General features: G+C 69.7%; 15 protein-coding genes. 5 read left to right on the top strand and 10 right to left on the bottom strand.

Going from position 1 to position 15,528, the window contains the following annotated elements:
• Positions 1–299: 299 nt before the first annotated feature.
• Positions 300–563: a hypothetical protein gene (locus tag ACZ32T_RS15850; protein WP_467367316.1), complete on the bottom strand. Its 264-nt coding sequence runs from the start codon at positions 561–563 to the stop codon at positions 300–302.
• 126 nt (positions 564–689) lie between these two features.
• On the opposite strand from ACZ32T_RS15850, the gene ACZ32T_RS15845 reads away from it, so the two are divergent.
• Positions 690–1,871: a pyridoxal phosphate-dependent aminotransferase gene (locus ACZ32T_RS15845; protein ID WP_467274332.1), complete on the top strand. Its 1,182-nt coding sequence runs from the start codon at positions 690–692 to the stop codon at positions 1,869–1,871.
• Between the two features lie 81 nt (positions 1,872–1,952).
• Here the strand turns inward: ACZ32T_RS15845 and ACZ32T_RS15840 are convergent, their stop codons facing one another.
• The 3 genes from ACZ32T_RS15840 to clpB form a co-directional block, all read right to left on the bottom strand.
• Positions 1,953–2,498 (bottom strand): type III secretion system chaperone family protein, encoded by a 546-nt coding sequence (locus tag ACZ32T_RS15840; protein ID WP_467274331.1) that lies wholly within the window; start codon positions 2,496–2,498, stop codon positions 1,953–1,955.
• Positions 2,499–2,568: 70 nt separating this feature from the next.
• Positions 2,569–3,837 carry an MFS transporter gene (locus ACZ32T_RS15835; RefSeq protein WP_467274329.1) on the bottom strand — a complete coding sequence of 423 codons (1,269 nt, stop codon included), beginning with the start codon at positions 3,835–3,837 and terminating at the stop codon, positions 2,569–2,571.
• A 332-nt stretch (positions 3,838–4,169) separates the two neighbouring features.
• Positions 4,170–6,776, bottom strand: a complete 2,607-nt coding sequence (gene clpB / locus ACZ32T_RS15830; RefSeq protein ID WP_467367596.1) for an ATP-dependent chaperone ClpB — start codon at positions 6,774–6,776, stop codon at positions 4,170–4,172.
• Between the two features lie 137 nt (positions 6,777–6,913).
• On the opposite strand from clpB, the gene ACZ32T_RS15825 reads away from it, so the two are divergent.
• A complete protein-coding gene (locus ACZ32T_RS15825; protein WP_467274328.1) occupies positions 6,914–7,315 on the top strand; it encodes a pyridoxamine 5'-phosphate oxidase family protein in 402 nt (133 codons plus the stop codon).
• Between the two features lie 113 nt (positions 7,316–7,428).
• On the opposite strand, the gene ACZ32T_RS15820 is transcribed toward ACZ32T_RS15825, so the two are convergent.
• Both ACZ32T_RS15820 and ACZ32T_RS15815 read right to left on the bottom strand, forming a co-directional pair.
• Positions 7,429–7,752 (bottom strand): (2Fe-2S)-binding protein, encoded by a 324-nt coding sequence (locus tag ACZ32T_RS15820; RefSeq protein ID WP_467274326.1) that lies wholly within the window; start codon positions 7,750–7,752, stop codon positions 7,429–7,431.
• A complete protein-coding gene (locus ACZ32T_RS15815; protein WP_467274324.1) occupies positions 7,749–8,003 on the bottom strand; it encodes a hypothetical protein in 255 nt (84 codons plus the stop codon). The genes ACZ32T_RS15820 and ACZ32T_RS15815 overlap by 4 nt, the downstream gene beginning before the upstream one ends.
• Before the next feature lie 128 nt (positions 8,004–8,131).
• Between ACZ32T_RS15815 and ACZ32T_RS15810 the strand changes: the two genes are divergently transcribed.
• Together ACZ32T_RS15810 and ACZ32T_RS15805 are read left to right on the top strand one after the other, a co-directional pair.
• Positions 8,132–9,115 (top strand): helix-turn-helix transcriptional regulator, encoded by a 984-nt coding sequence (locus ACZ32T_RS15810; protein WP_467274322.1) that lies wholly within the window; start codon positions 8,132–8,134, stop codon positions 9,113–9,115.
• A gap of 90 nt (positions 9,116–9,205) precedes the next feature.
• Complete coding sequence (locus tag ACZ32T_RS15805; protein WP_467274348.1) at positions 9,206–10,213, top strand: helix-turn-helix transcriptional regulator; 1,008 nt, start codon at positions 9,206–9,208, stop codon at positions 10,211–10,213.
• 29 nt (positions 10,214–10,242) lie between these two features.
• Here the strand turns inward: ACZ32T_RS15805 and ACZ32T_RS15800 are convergent, their stop codons facing one another.
• The 4 genes from ACZ32T_RS15800 to dnaK form a co-directional block, all read right to left on the bottom strand.
• Positions 10,243–10,689: a heat shock protein transcriptional repressor HspR gene (locus ACZ32T_RS15800; RefSeq protein WP_356716985.1), complete on the bottom strand. Its 447-nt coding sequence runs from the start codon at positions 10,687–10,689 to the stop codon at positions 10,243–10,245.
• Position 10,690: 1 nt separating this feature from the next.
• The gene (gene dnaJ / locus ACZ32T_RS15795; RefSeq protein ID WP_467274320.1) at positions 10,691–11,884 is read right to left on the bottom strand and encodes a molecular chaperone DnaJ; all 1,194 of its coding nucleotides are present in this window, start codon (positions 11,882–11,884) and stop codon (positions 10,691–10,693) included.
• A gap of 93 nt (positions 11,885–11,977) precedes the next feature.
• On the bottom strand, positions 11,978–12,628 hold the full coding sequence (gene grpE / locus ACZ32T_RS15790) for a nucleotide exchange factor GrpE (RefSeq protein ID WP_467274510.1): 651 nt from the start codon (positions 12,626–12,628) through the stop codon (positions 11,978–11,980).
• The gene (gene dnaK / locus ACZ32T_RS15785) at positions 12,625–14,481 is read right to left on the bottom strand and encodes a molecular chaperone DnaK (RefSeq protein WP_356716979.1); all 1,857 of its coding nucleotides are present in this window, start codon (positions 14,479–14,481) and stop codon (positions 12,625–12,627) included. Before dnaK ends, grpE begins: the two co-directional genes overlap by 4 nt.
• Positions 14,482–14,924: 443 nt before the next feature.
• Between dnaK and ACZ32T_RS15780 the strand changes: the two genes are divergently transcribed.
• A complete protein-coding gene (locus tag ACZ32T_RS15780; protein ID WP_467274515.1) occupies positions 14,925–15,521 on the top strand; it encodes a sugar transferase in 597 nt (198 codons plus the stop codon).
• Positions 15,522–15,528 lie beyond the last annotated feature (7 nt).

Raw genomic sequence — 15,528 nt, 5'->3', positions numbered from 1 at the left:
ACATGGACAGGAGGCACCCCCGTGCCGGCGCACGCGGGGGAGGAGGAGCCCGATCCGGCCCAACTGGGGTACGCCCAACTGGGGCCCGGGGGCTGAATGTTGACTACAACGATGCAATCACGAAGTACGTCGCGCTCTCAGCGTTTTTACCCAACTTGCCGTGGTTTCCATCCCTCAGGGGGCAGGACGGTTCACCTGTTCCCGCGTGCCCAACAAAAAGGTGTCCGGCGGGAGTTCGGTCCCACCGGACACCTCAGGCGCACCCGCCCCGACCCCCGTGCGGGGCGGGCGAACCCGTCTCAGTTGCCGCCGCCACCGCCGCAGCCTCCGCCACCGCCGCAGCTGCTGCTGCCGCCCCCGCAGGAATGCCCGCCGGAGTCACCGCCGCTGTCCCCGGCCCACCAGCTGCCCGAGCTTCCACCCGAGCCGCTGTCCGAACCTCCGCCTCCCCTGCGCCCCGCGCGTGACGGCGACGCCTTCCGGCGGCCACCGGATCCCGAGGCGAGGGCCGCGATGCCCACCACCACGATCACCAGGAACACGATGAAGAAGAACAACCCCATCGACCTCACATCCTTCTGTCCCCCGAAGCGAGGTCCCCGCTTCTCGACTGACCGTTGGATTCCCGCGCCCCGCCGCGGCCAAAGCAGACTTGAGCAACTCCAGAGCTTCGGCACAGGATGGCGCCCATGACACAGGGACGACCGCTGCTCAACCGCCGCCTCACCGAGTTCGGCACGACGATCTTCGCGGAGATGTCGGCGCTGGCCGTACAGACCGGATCGATCAACCTCGGTCAGGGCTTCCCCGACACCGACGGCCCCGAGGAGATCCGCGAGGCCGCCGTCCGCGCCCTGCGCGCCGGCCACGGCAACCAGTACCCACCGGGCCCCGGCATCCCCGAGCTGCGCTCCGCGGTCGCGGAGCACCAGCTGCGGCACTACGGACTGGAGTACGACCCGGACGCCGAGGTACTGGTCACCACGGGCGCCACGGAAGCGGTGGCCGCCTCCCTGCTCGCCCTCCTGGAACCCGGCGACGAGGTCATCGCCCTGGAGCCGTACTACGACTCGTACGCCGCCTGCATCGCCCTGGCGGGCGGCACCCGCGTCCCCGTCACGCTCAGGCCCCACGAGGGCGCCTACCGGCTCGACCTCGACGAGCTGCGCGCGGCCGTCACGCCCCGCACCCGGCTGATCCTGCTCAACACCCCGCACAACCCGACCGGGACCGTCCTGACCCGTGACGAGCTCGCGGCCGTCGCCGCGCTCGCGTGCGAGCGGGACCTCCTGGTCGTCACCGACGAGGTCTACGAGCACCTCGTCTACGAGGGCGAGCACATCCCCCTCGCGTCCTTCCCCGGCATGCGGGAGCGCACGGTCAGCATCAGCAGCGCGGGGAAGACGTTCTCGCTGACGGGCTGGAAGATCGGCTGGATCACGGCGAGCCCGGAACTGGTCGGCGCGGTCCGTTCCGCCAAGCAGTTCCTGACGTACGTGTCCGGCGGCCCGTTCCAGTACGCCGTCGCCGAGGCCCTGCGGCTGCCCGCCGCTTACTTCGACGGGCTCCGCACCGACCTGCGCGCCAAGCGTGACCTGCTCGCCGCGGGACTCGCCGAGGCCGGCTTCGATGTCTACAGGCCCGCCGGGACGTACTTCGTCACCACCGACATCCGGCCGCTCGGCGAGGGGAGCGACGGCTTCGCCTTCTGCCGGGCGCTCCCCGGACGCTGCGGGGTCGTCGCGGTGCCGAACGCGGTCTTCTACGACCACCGCGAGCAGGGCGCCCCCTTCGTACGCTTCGCGTTCTGCAAGCGCACGGACGTGCTCACCGAGGCGGTCACCCGGCTGAAGAGCCTCCGGGCCTCCTGACCGCCCATGACGAGGGCCCGGTCCGGGCGCCGGCCGTACGGGCCGCGCTCCGGACCGGGCCCTCGCGGTCCGTGGGCCCGGTCAGGCCTCCGTGGGCTCCTCGCCCTCGGCCTTCTTCTCGGCGGGCTCCAGGCCGAGACGCTCCACGAGCCACTTGTCGAACTCGATCGAGGCCCGCACCCAGCTGACCGTCGAGGAGACGAAGTGCTCCAGGCTGACACCGGTGCCGATGAGCATCTGCGCCTCACCGACCAGCCGCACGGAGCCGGCGGTGCCCTCCTCGCCCTCGTGGGCGTGCGTGTAGACCTTGGGCCACAGCGTGCGGCGGTTCCAGTCGTCGATCGCGTCGAGGAGAACGGGCCGCTGGTCCAGGGCGTGGGGGCGGTCGTAGAAGGTCCGCACGGAGAAGACCTGCTGCTCCTCCTCGCCACGGAACATGAAGTACGTCCGGAAGTCTTCCCACGGCGCGGCGAGGTCGCCCTCGTCGTCGACGACGAACTTCAGCTCCATCTGCTCGAGGAGCTGCTTGACGAGGTCCTGGTCGGGGACCACGGGGCCCTCGGGACCTGACGTCTGCGGTTCGGGCTGGCCCCCGAAGTTAGGGATCGAGGACGGGTCGATAGACATCGCTGGGTACTCCTGTGGATCGCACGTGGTTTCCTGGCTTCGACCCTAGCCGCCATCGCGGCCGGTGGTCCTATGCGCTCAGGGGAATCGTCCCCGCGCTCGTTCCCCTGGCACGCGACCAGGAAACCGCGATCACGACCGCGCAGAGCGTTCCGACGAGGCCCGCCCCCCCGATCGTGTGCGCGGAGGACCCGGACAGCTCCGCTGCCAGGCCGCCCGCCGCGACGCCGATCCCCTGCATCGCGGTCAGTCCCGACCTGGCCAGTCCCAGCGCCTGGCCGCGCTGGTCGGCCGGAGTGAGCAGCACGAAGGTCGCCCCCGCGGTGATCTGGTAGGCGGAACAGACACCCGACACCACCAGCACCAGCAGGGCCACCCCCACACCGGGGCCCGCCCAGTAGACGACCAGCGGGAGGTTGGCACCCACCGCCAGCGGCCCGAGCAGCCGACGGCGCCGCTCCACGTCGAAGCCGGCACGGCCCAGGAACGCCGCGCCCAGAACCATGCCGGCGGGGTGCGCGGCGAGCAGGAGCCCCACCGAAGCGGCGGTCGCGCCGGCCTCCTCGGCGAAGGGTGCGGCCAGGCCCTCCGGAAGCACGATGAACCCGGCCAGCCAGCCGAGCGCGACCAGCGACCGCAGCCGGGGGTCCGACCAGATCAGTGCGGCGGCCTTCCGCACCTGGGTGTGCATGCGCTTCGGCGGCGCGTCGGCGTCCTTGTCCACCGGCCTCGCCTTCACACCCACCCTGATCAGGACCGCGGAGACCAGGAACGTCGCCGCGTTCAGCCCGAGGGAGAGATGGCTGCCCAGCCACACGACGAGCACCCCGCCGGCGGCGAAGCCGACCAGCTGTCCGGCCTGGTGCGTGACCAGCATGACCCGCTGACCCCGCTCGTACAGGCGCTCGCCCAGGACCGCCGGCATCAGGGCGCCCTGCGACGCCCCGAAGGGCGCCTCGGCGAGCTGTGCCAGCACAAGCAGCCCGGCGAGCAGCGGCAAGGGCGTACCGGGCAGGGCCATCAGCCCCACGAGGACGGCACGCACCAGGTCGCAGCTGATCATGACCGTACGCCGGGGGAACCGGTCGGCCAGCCCGGAGAGGAGCACCCCGGACAGCAGGGCCGGCAGCGTCGTCAGGGCGTAGGTCGCCGCGGTCCAGCCGGCCGACTCGGTGCGTTCGAACACCAGCAGCGACAGCGCCACCCTCGCCAGCTGGTCACCCAGCACGGACTGAGCAAAAGCCGCCCACAGCGTACGAAATTCGCTCAGGCGAATGAGGCTGTCACTTCTGCAATCGTTCGGCTCCGCACTCTGCTCACCGGGTATTCGCTCCGTCATGCGCGTACCTTACCGGCTCCGTAATTCGGAGAACCCTTCCCCGCCACAAAGAAAAGGGCCCGGAGTGTCCCGATATTGCGCGGAACACGATCACCCGAGAGCCCGTCCCGCGGGTTCCGCCCGAGCGCACAGATATGTATCACCCCGGTACAAAAAGCTGGTTCCGTCTCCCATTCAGCCACGGAATGTAAATTTTCGGCTCAATTTGGCGGACGGGTCCCACCGGCAGTGCGTGCTGGATGCACACATCAATGCGAACGGATGGCACACACGTGTGCCCCCGGCCGGGACGCGACGTCGTCCGGCCGGGGGCACAGGTCACCCGCTACCGCCTACAGGGTCTTCGTCGTGGCCGCGGTGCCCACGATCAGTCCGTCGCCGGCCCGGTCCACCCGGACCGTGTCCCCGTCCTTGACCTCGCCCGCGAGGATCTCCTTCGCGAGCCGGTCGCCGATCGCGGTCTGGATGAGCCTGCGCAGCGGCCGGGCGCCGTACGCCGGGTCGTTGCCCTCCTCGGCCAGCCAGGACAGGGCGTCCGGGGTGACGTCGAGCTGGATCCGCCGGTCGGCCAGCCGGCCGGCGAGACGGGCCACCTGGAGCCCCGCGATGTGGGCCAGCTCGTCTCCGGACAGGGCGGAGAAGACGACCAGGTCGTCCAGCCGGTTGAGGAACTCCGGCTTGAACGAGGCCCGTACGACGTCCAGGACCCGCTCCTTCTTCGCCTCGGGATCGATCTGGGGATCGACCAGGAACTGGCTGCCGAGGTTCGACGTGAGGACCAGGATGGTGTTGCGGAAGTCCACCGTCCGGCCCTGGCCGTCGGTGAGCCTGCCGTCGTCGAGCACCTGGAGCAGGATGTCGAAGACCTCGGGGTGGGCCTTCTCCACCTCGTCCAGCAGCACGACGCTGTACGGGCGCCGGCGGACCGCCTCGGTGAGCTGGCCGCCCTCCTCGTAGCCGACGTAGCCGGGCGGGGCACCGACGAGCCGGGCGACGCTGTGCTTCTCGCCGTACTCGCTCATGTCGATGCGGATCATGGCCCGCTCGTCGTCGAACAGGAAGTCCGCGAGCGCCTTGGCCAGCTCCGTCTTTCCGACCCCGGTCGGGCCGAGGAAGAGGAACGAACCGGTGGGCCGGTCGGGGTCGGCGATGCCCGCACGGGTGCGCCGCACGGCGTCCGACACGGAGCGCACGGCCTCGGTCTGGCCGATCAGCCGCCTGCCCAGCTCCGACTCCATCCGCAGCAGCTTCTGGGTCTCGCCCTCCAGGAGGCGTCCGGCCGGAATCCCGGTCCAGGCTCCGACGACATCGGCGATGTCGTCCGGGCCGACCTCCTCCTTGACCATGGTGTCCTTGTCCTGGGCGGCCTCCTGCTCGGCCTCGTCGGCCTCGGCCAGCTCCCGCTCCAGGCCGGGGATCTCCCCGTACAGCAGCTTGGATGCGGTGTCGAAGTCACCGTCGCGCTGGGCGCGCTCGGCCTGGCCGCGCAGCTCGTCGAGGCGCTCCTTGAGCTCACCGACGCGGTTCAGACCCTGCTTCTCCTTCTCCCAGCGGGCGGTGAGACCGCGCAGCTCCTCCTCCTTGTCGGCGAGGTCGCGGCGGATCTTCTCCAGGCGCTGCTTGGAGCCCTCGTCGCTCTCGTTCCTGAGCGCCAGCTCCTCCATGTGCAGACGGTCGACGGACCGCTGGAGCTCGTCGATCTCCAAAGGGGAGGAGTCGATCTCCATGCGGAGCCGGGAGGCCGCCTCGTCGACGAGGTCGATCGCCTTGTCGGGGAGGAACCGGGAGGTGATGTAGCGGTCCGAGAGCGTCGCGGCGGCCACCAGCGAGGAGTCGGCGATCTGGACCTTGTGGTGCGCCTCGTAGCGGCCCTTGAGGCCACGGAGGATGGCGATGGTGTCCTCGACGGACGGTTCGGCGACCATGACCTGCTGGAAGCGGCGCTCCAGGGCCGGGTCCTTCTCGATCCGCTCGCGGTATTCGTCCAGCGTGGTGGCGCCGACCATGCGGAGCTCACCACGGGCGAGCATCGGCTTGAGCATGTTGCCCGCGTCCATCGCGGAGTCGCCGCCGGCTCCCGCGCCGACGACGGTGTGCAGCTCGTCGATGAAGGTGATGACCTGCCCGTCGCTCTCCTTGATCTCGGAGAGGACGGTCTTGAGGCGTTCCTCGAACTCGCCGCGGTACTTGGCGCCCGCGACCATCGCGCCGAGGTCCAGGGAGACGAGCCGCTTGTTCCGAAGGGACTCGGGCACGTCGCCCTTGACGATGCGCTGGGCGAGACCCTCGACGACGGCCGTCTTGCCGACACCGGGCTCACCGATGAGCACGGGGTTGTTCTTCGTGCGGCGCGACAGCACCTGCACGACCCGGCGGATCTCCTGGTCACGGCCGATGACCGGGTCCAGCTTGCCCTCGCGGGCGGCGGCCGTGAAGTCGGTGCCGAACTTCTCCAGCGCCTTGTACTGGCCTTCGGGGTCGGGAGTGGTCACCCGGCGCCCTCCCCTGCTCTTCTCGAATGCGTCCAGGAGCCTCTTCGCGCTTGCCCCCTGCCCGTCGAGGATCTCACCGGCGCGGCCGCCCTTCGCCGCGAGGGCGATCAGCAGGTGCTCGGTGGAGAGGTAGTCGTCGCCGAGCTCCTTGGCGCGCTGGTCGGCGTCGGCGATGACGGCGAGCATGTCGCGGCTCGGCTGCGGCGGGGCGACGGTCGAGCCGGTCACGCTGGGCAGCGAGCCCAGAAGCCGCTCGGCCTCCTCGCGCACGGCCACCTGATCGGCCTCGACGGCTGCCAGGAGATCGATGATGTTCGCGTTGTCCTCACCCGCGAGCAGCGCAAGCAGCAGGTGCCCGGGGGTCAGATCGGGATGACCGTCCTTGACGGCCCTGCTGGTGGCCGCGTTCAGGGCGTCCCGGCTCTTGTTGGTCAGCTCGGCGTCCACGGGCGCTGTCTCCTCCTCGTGCTGGGGCTTCACGGAACTATGACTCGAACAACGGGTACAAAGTTGAGTCTATTCCACTCAAGGCCGATACGGCGTCCCCGCGTCTCCTCCGTATGCCCTCTCTCTAGGCTGGCCCCATGCCTGACGTACGCAACCCCGGCCCCGGATACCTCACCTTCTGGCGGGAGCGCCATGTGTGCACCCTGACCACGCTCCGCCCGGACGGCACACCGCATGTGGTGCCCGTGGGGGTGACCTACGACCCGGAGACGCGGATCGCCCGCGTCATCACCGGAGGGAACACCAGGAAGGCGGCCCACGTCCTGGCGGCGGGCCCCGGGGGCGCGCGGGTCGCGGTCTGCCAGATGGAGGGGCGCCGCTGGGCGACCCTGGAGGGCCGGGCGGTGGTCCGCACCGAGCCCGAGGAGGTCCAGGACGCCGTACGCCGCTACGCGGAGCGTTACGAGCGCACCCCGCGGCCCAACCCGGAGCGGGTCGTCATCGAGATCGCCGTCGACAGGGCACTCGGAAACGCCTAGGAATGCATGCCGGGCCAATTCCGGCCAGCACAACGGCGCCATCGTGTTCAGGTCACGATGGCGCCGCTGTGTGGGGGAAGTGCCGGAACGATATGTAACGACGGGGGAATCGTTCAGGCACTGCGGGGGGTGGCGGAAATGGCTTCTTCTTGCTCGAACAGTTCATGGTCGCGCTGATCGAGATTTACGAAAATCATGCCGTACCTCACGGCACAGCGAACCGGTTGCGGTGCTCCGCGTGGCCGGCGTAGACAGCGATAGGCGCGGATATCGTCATCCGTTTCCATCACGACGACAATCGGCTCTCCGAACAGGGTGACCATCAACGAATCGCCCTGGCGGGTAAGTGCCGTGAGCAGATCGATGAAGTGCCACCCTGAGCGATATGCCGTGGCCATCTCCCGCCGGAAGGTGCGGTCGTCCGGTGGGGTGGTCATGCGCCTGCGGCGCCTGTCGGAGCGCTCCAGCTGATCTCGTCCCCGGCTGCCGTCGGCATGCCCCAGCTGATCTCACCGGGTGCGTCGGCCGCCCGTACGGACCAGCTGATCTCATCCGCCCCTGCTGCCCGCTCCGACCAGCTGATCTCACCGGGCCCGGATGCGCTGCCGGCCACGCCGCCCGCCACGCCAAAGGCCAGGGCCGCGACGAAAGCGGCAGCAAGCACCGAGCGAAGCTTTCGCTTATCCATAGTCGGCTTCGTCCTCACTTGTGGATTCCTCTCCCCCGCATCCACGACGATGTCTCACCCGGGCCACACAACGCCACCAGGACGATGCATCATGTTCCTGCATGTTCAGGAACCTGGGGGGTGTAGATATGACCACAAACGACACAACAGGGGCACATCCTCACGGGATCACCGACCTATGCGACGAGGGAAAGCGCCTCTACGCGAGCGCCCTGCGTTCCGGACGGATTTCCCGCGCGGAAGTCGGCCCCGCCCCCTGCCTGATGGACTTCGCCCTCCTCCATCCCGATCCGGACGACACGACCTGGCTCAGGCCCGTCCCGCCGTCCGCGGCGCTGGCCCAGCGCCTGCACCCCATCGAACGGGAGATCAAGGACCGCCGACGGCGCTCCGTCGAGCTGGCGGAGTCCTTCGAGCCGTTCATGGACATCAGCGCCCAGGACCCGCCGACCACCCACGCCATCACCGTGCTGGAGGGCGGCAACAGGATCAACGCCGCACTCGATCTCGCCACCGCGGAATGCCGCACGGAGGTCCTCACCGTCCAGCCGGGCGGGGACCGGGGCGAGGACCGTCTCAGCGAAGGCCTGGAACGCGCCCTGTCGGTGGTCGACCGGGGCGTCAGCATGCGCACCCTCTACCAGCACACCGTCAGGCACAGCCAGGGCACGCTCGCCTATGCCGCGCGCCTGGCCAACGACAAGGTGGAGATCCGCACCCTGGAGGAGCTCATCGAGCGCCTCCTCGTCTTCGACCGGACCGTGGCCTTCATACCCGCCCAGAACGACGACCAGGTCGCCCTCGAACTCCGCCACCCAGGGCTCGTCAACTACCTGGTGAAGGTCTTCGAGCAGCTGTGGAGCCGCGCGTCCCCCCTGCTCGGCGAGCTCCAGTACGACCCGCCGACCAAGGGCATCAGCGGTGTCCAGCGTTCCATAGCCCAACTCCTCGTCGAGGGACATGTGGACGACTCGATCGCCCGCCGTCTCGGAATGAACGTCCGAACCTGCCGGGCGCACGTCGCGAAGCTGTCCGCCACCCTCGGCAGCACGAGCCGCGCTCAGCTGGGCTATCTGATCGCGCGGTCAGGAATCCTGGACCAGGACTCATGACCGCGCGCCCCCCGCACCTCCACACTCCCTTCGCAGCCGCGTACGCGCCACGGTCATCTTGTTGCAGTGCACGAAGTGAGGGGTCGTCAAATCGTCACGGATGACGTGAACACACAGCATTCGCACGGTCCGAGAGAGCTCTGCGCCACCGGCCTGCGGCTGTACGAGGAAGCCGTCGTCGCGGGCCGCATCACCCGCACCGCTCTCGCCGCCGCCCCCTGCCTGGCCGGTATGGGCCTGGTCCAGCCCGACCCGGCCGACTTCGCGTGGATGCGCCCCGTCCCCCCGTCCGCGGCCCTGGCCCATCTGCTTCAGCCGATCACCCGCGAACTCGACGAGCGTGTACAGCTCGCCGCGGCGCTCAGCCGGTCGCTGGCACCCCTGTCGTCCGTCGCCAGCGCCGACCCCGACCTGGCGTTCACGGTCCTGGAGGGCAGACCGGTGATCGAGGAGGCCCTGCGGGAGGCCACCTCCGTCGTCACCGAACAGGTCCTCACGGCCCAGCCGGGCAGCGACCGCCCCCGGGAGGGGATGGAGCGGGGAATCGCCAACGCCAGGACGGCCATCGCCCGTGGAGCCCGCCTACGGCACATCTACCAGCACCCGGCGCGCTACAGCACCACCGTCAGGGGCTACCTCGACCAGATCTCCCCCGAGCACCTGCAGGTGCGTACCACGGAGCAGACCGTGGAACGACTGATCATCTTCGACCGGACCGTCGCGTTCGTCCCGGCGGCGCCCGACCGCCGCACCGCACTCCGCATACGGCACCCCGCCCTGGTCGACTACCTCATCCAGGTCTACGAGGTCCTCTGGGCCCAGGCCACGCCCTTCGGGCGGCAACTGCCCGTGCCCGCACCCGGCACCCAGATCACGGCCGTCCAGCAGAGCATCGCCCGGCTCCTCGGCGAGGGCCATGTCGACGACGCGGTGGCCCGCAGGCTGGGCATCAGCGTCCGCACCTGCCGCTCCCACATCGCCAGGCTGATGCAGGTCCTGGGCGCCACCAGCCGGACCCATCTGGGCGTCCTCATCGTGCGGTCCGGCATCGTGAAGGACGCCGCGGCCACGCGCGAAGGGCCCGCCCCCGAGTCATGAGACTCGGGGGCGGGCCCTTCGCGGCCGGCTCAGTCCTTCGGCCTCTTCGGCCGCCAGACCACCAGTGCGCTCGTCTGCTGCACGTCCTGGTACGGCACCAGATCACGCCGGTAGGAGGCGTGCACCTGGGCCTCGCGCTGCTGCATGGCCACGGTCGCGCCGTCCACCGCCGCCGAGAGCTCGGCGACGCGCTGCTGCAGCGCGGCGACCTGGTTCTCCAGCTCGATGATGCGTTTGATGCCCGCGAGGTTGATGCCCTCGTCCTGCGACAGCTGCTGCACGGTGCGCAGCAGCTCGATGTCGCGGGCCGAGTAGCGCCGGCCGCGCCCGGCCGTGCGGTCGGGCGAGACCAGGCCGAGACGGTCGTACTGGCGCAGTGTCTGCGGGTGCAGGCCCGAGAGCTGGGCCGCGATCGAGATCACGTAGACCGGTGATTCGTCGGTCAGCTGGTACGGATTGCGTCGACGGCCGTCCATCTCAAGCTCCCTTCGCAGCCTGGAACAGCTCCGCCCGCGGGTCCTCCCCCGCGGTCGCCTTCCGGTAGGCCTCCAGCGCGTCCTGGGCGTCCGCGCCGAGGTCCGTGGGCACGGCCACCTCGACGGTGACCAGGAGGTCGCCACGGGTGCCGTCCTTGCGCACGGCACCCTTCCCCCGGGCCCGCATCGTACGTCCGTTGGGCGTGCCGGCCGGGAGTTTCAGGGTGACCGGGGGTCCGCCGAGCGTGGGGACCTTCACCTCGCCGCCTAGCGCCGCCTCCGGGAAGGTGACGGGCACGGTGACGGTGAGGTTGTCGCCCTTGCGGCCGAAGACCGGGTGGGCGTCGACGTGGACGACGACGTAGAGGTCGCCGGCCGGGCCGCCGCGCTCGCCGGGGCTGCCCTTGCCGCGCAGCCGGATCCGCTGGCCGTCGGAGACGCCCGCGGGGATCCTGACCTGCATCGTGCGGGCCGACTTGGCACGGCCGCTGCCCTTGCAGACCTCGCAGGGGTCCTGGGCGATGAGGCCCCGGCCCTTGCAGTCGACGCAGGGATCGGTGAGCGAGAACCCGCCGCCCGTGCCCCGCGAGACCTGGCCGGTGCCGACGCATGTCGGGCAGACCCTCGGGGTGCCGTTCTTGTCGCCGGTGCCCGAACACGCCTTGCAGGGGGCCTGGCTGGACATCCGGAGCGGGACCGTGGCCCCGTCGACCGCCTCGGTGAAGCTGAGCGTCACCTCGGACTCGATGTCCTGGCCACGGCGCGGCTGGACACGGGTGCCCGCGCCACCGCGGTTGAACAGGCCGCCGAAGACATCACCCAGGCCGCCACCGCCGCCTCCGCCGAAACCACCGGCGCCGGCGCCCTGGCCACCGCCCGGGGCGCCCCCGAAGAGGTCGCCCAGGTCGAAGTTGAAGTTGCCGCCCGCACCGCCGGGGCCGGCCCGGAAGCCACCGTTGCCGAAGAGGGCGCGCGCCTCGTCGTACTCCTTGCGCTTCTTGGGGTCGCCGAGGATGTCGTTCGCCTCGGAGATCTCCTTGAAGCGCTCCTCGGCCTTGGCGTCACCCTTGTTGGCGTCCGGGTGGTACTCGCGGGCGAGCTTCCGGTACGCCTTCTTGACCTCGGCGTCGGTGGCGTCCTTGGGGACGCCGAGAACCTTGTAGTAGTCCTTCTCGACGAAGTCCTTCGTGCTCATCGACGTCCCTCCTTCCGGACGATCGGCCGTGCGGCCGGCCCTGTGGCCGGCCGCACGCCCCGTCGGTGTTCACCGCTGTGGTCGGACGGAATGTCAGACCTCTTCGGTGCCACCGCTCTCCTCGTCGTCTGCCTTTTCTTCCTTCGCCGCCGCGGGCGTGGCGCCCGGCTGCGGTTCGGCCACGGCCACCCGCGCGGGGCGGATGGTGCGCTCCCCGATGCGGTACCCAGGCTGCAGGATCGCCACGCAGGTCGTCTCGGTGACGTCCGGCGCGTACGAGTGCATCAGGGCCTCGTGGATCGTCGGGTCGAAGGGCTCGCCCTCCTTGCCGAACTGCTGGAGGCCGATCTTCGCGACGACCGTCTCCACCGACTCGGCCACGGCCTTGAAGCCGCCGACGAGCTCGCCGTGCTCGCGCGCCCGGCCGATGTCGTCGAGCACGGGCAGGAGATCGGTCAGGAGACCCGCCGCGGCGATCTCCTTGACCGTGACCCGGTCACGCTCGACCCGACGACGGTAGTTCTGGTATTCGGCCTGGAGCCGCTGGAGGTCGCCCGTACGCTCGTTGAGCGCGGTGCGGGCCTGGTCCAGCTGGGCCGTCAGGGCCGCTGTCTGCTGTACGTCCCCGGCCGGGGCCGCCGCCTCCTCCTCGGAGGGGGAGGCGGCCTTCGGCTCGGCGTCGTCGGCATCGGCGCCGGAGGGGACGTCAGGCTTCTCGTCGAAGCCCGGAGTCTCCTCGGTCACGCCGCACCGCCCTTCGTGTCCTTCTCGTCGTCCACGATCTCGGCGTCGACGACGTCGTCGTCAGCGGCCTTGGCCTGGCCGTCACCCGGCGCCTCGGCACCCGGTGCCGCACCCTCGGACTGGGAGTTGGCGTACATCGCCTGACCCAGCTTCTGGGAGACGGCGGCGACCTTCTCGGTGGCGGTGCGGATCTCGGCGGTGTCCTCGCCCTTGAGCTTCTCCTTCAGCTCGGTGAGCGCGGTCTCCACCTCCGTCTTCACGTCACCGGGGACCTTGTCCTCGTTGTCCTTGAGGAACTTCTCCGTCTGGTAGACGAGCTGCTCGCCCTGGTTGCGCGACTCGGCGGCCTCGCGACGGCGGTGGTCCTCGTCGGCGTACTGCTCGGCCTCTTCGCGCATCCGGTTGACCTCGTCCTTCGGCAGCGAGGAGCCGCCGGTGACGGTCATCTTCTGCTCCTTGCCGGTGCCGAGGTCCTTGGCGGCGACGTGCATGATGCCGTTGGCGTCGATGTCGAAGGCGACCTCGATCTGCGGCACACCACGCGGGGCCGGCGGCAGACCGGTGAGCTCGAACATCCCGAGCTTCTTGTTGTACGCCGCGATCTCGCGCTCGCCCTGGTAGACCTGGATCTGCACGGACGGCTGGTTGTCCTCGGCCGTCGTGAAGATCTCGGAACGCTTGGTCGGGATCGTGGTGTTGCGCTCGATGAGCTTCGTCATGATCCCTCCCTTGGTCTCGATGCCGAGGGACAGCGGGGTCACGTCGAGGAGCAGGACGTCCTTGACCTCGCCCTTGAGGACACCGGCCTGGAGCGAGGCACCGATGGCGACGACCTCGTCCGGGTTCACACCCTTGTTGGCGTCCTGGCCGCCCGTGAGCTCCTTGACGAGCTCGGCGACGGCCGGCATACGGGTCGAGCCACCGACGAGAACGACGTGGTCGATCTCGGAGAGCTGGATGCCCGCGTCCTTGATGACGTTGTGGAACGGGTTCTTGCAGCGGTCCAGGAGGTCCGCGGTCAGCTGCTGGAACTGCGAGCGCGTGAGCTTCTCGTCCAGGTGCAGCGGGCCCTCGGCGGACGCCGTGATGTAGGGCAGGTTGATCGTGGTCTCGGTCGAGGACGAGAGCTCGATCTTCGCCTTCTCCGCGGCCTCGCGGAGACGCTGGAGAGCCATCTTGTCCTTGGACAGGTCCACACCGTGCCCGTTGGCGAACTGCTTCACCAGGTAGTCGACGACCCGCTGGTCCCAGTCGTCACCACCGAGGTGGTTGTCACCGTTGGTGGCCTTCACCTCGACGACGCCGTCGCCGATCTCCAGGAGGGACACGTCGAAGGTGCCGCCACCGAGGTCGAAGACGAGGATCGTCTGGTCGTCCTTGTCGAGGCCGTACGCCAGCGCGGCGGCGGTCGGCTCGTTGACGATGCGCAGGACGTTCAGGCCCGCGATCTCACCGGCCTCCTTGGTCGCCTGGCGCTCCGAGTCGTTGAAGTACGCCGGGACGGTGATCACCGCGTCGGTGACCTTCTCGCCCAGGTAGGACTCGGCGTCGCGCTTCAGCTTCTGCAGGATGAACGCGCTCATCTGCTGCGGGTTGAAGTTCTTGCCGTCGAGCTCGATCTTCCAGTCAGTGCCCATGTGGCGCTTGACCGAACGGATCGTCCTGTCGACGTTGGTGACCGCCTGACGCTTGGCGACCTCGCCGACCAGAACCTCGCCGTTCTTCGCGAAGGCGACGACGGACGGCGTGGTCCTGGCGCCTTCGGCGTTGGTGATGACGGTGGGCTCGCCGCCTTCGAGAACGCTGACGACGGAGTTAGTCGTGCCCAGGTCGATGCCGACCGCACGTGCCATTTCAATTCCTCCAACTGACTACTTGAGTGGATCTGACTCAAGGATGCATGACACCCACCCCGGAGTCAAAGGACCTGAGCCACTTACGCTCAACTTATGTGCTCGCGGCCCTATGAACAGGCGTTATACGCCTACGGATGGTGAAAGAAGCCCGCAGCGACCGCCCCGATCCGCGACACCACCACGCGTCACACGTCACACGCCCCCCACCCACCATCGCACCGTGGGATCGTTCTGTCACAAAATGCATCGAGACGGTCATACCGTCCCGTCATCGACTCCGGGCAGGTGCCATGCGGAACGCGAAGCAGACTGCGGAACGAAGGAGACGGCACCCTGCCCCGTCACCGGCGGCAGGACCGTCCCGGTCCGCCACCGGCCCCTTCCCCGGGATCGGCCGCGCAACCGTGACGGCCGGACGCGCCGCCGGAGCCCTGACGACCATGGCGGCCAGGCGGATCACCGGACCTCTGTCGGCCATGACGGCCGAACGGGCCCTCGACCTGGCCCTCGGCTCGGCGCTGCTGCTTCTGACGGCCCCCGCACTCGCCCTCGCCGCGCTGGCCCTGGCCGTCCGGCCACCCCATGACGGGAGAGGCGTACGGAGGCGCGAGATCCGGGTGGGCCTGGGCGGCCGCCCCTTCGAACTGCGCTCCCTGCGCACCCGGCGGCTCCGGCTGGACCTGCTGTCCCGGCTGCCCCACGTCGTACGGGGAGAGCTCTCCCTGGTCGGCCCGGCACCTCTCACCCCGGGCGAGGCCGCCCTCCTGGAGGCCACCGCGGCCCGCCGGCGCCAGAGCGTCCGCCCCGGCCTGACCGGGCTGGCCCAGGTGCGCGCCCGGTCAGGGATGCCCTGGGACGAACCCGCCCTCCTGGACGCGCACTACGCAGAGCATCATGGAACAGGGCTGGACCTGGCGATCCTGGCGCACTCCGTACGCATCCCCCTGGGTGCGGCGCTCCGGCGACTGCGACGTCCGGGGAAGGCTCACCTGAGCGACACAGATCACCGCCTGCCCGGCTACAGCGTGGCGGAATAAGTGGATA

This window comes from Streptomyces sp. NPDC023573 (assembly GCF_055559735.1).
The sequence above is the reverse complement of the archived record's forward strand: the minus strand, read 5'-3'. Positions and strand labels throughout refer to the sequence as shown.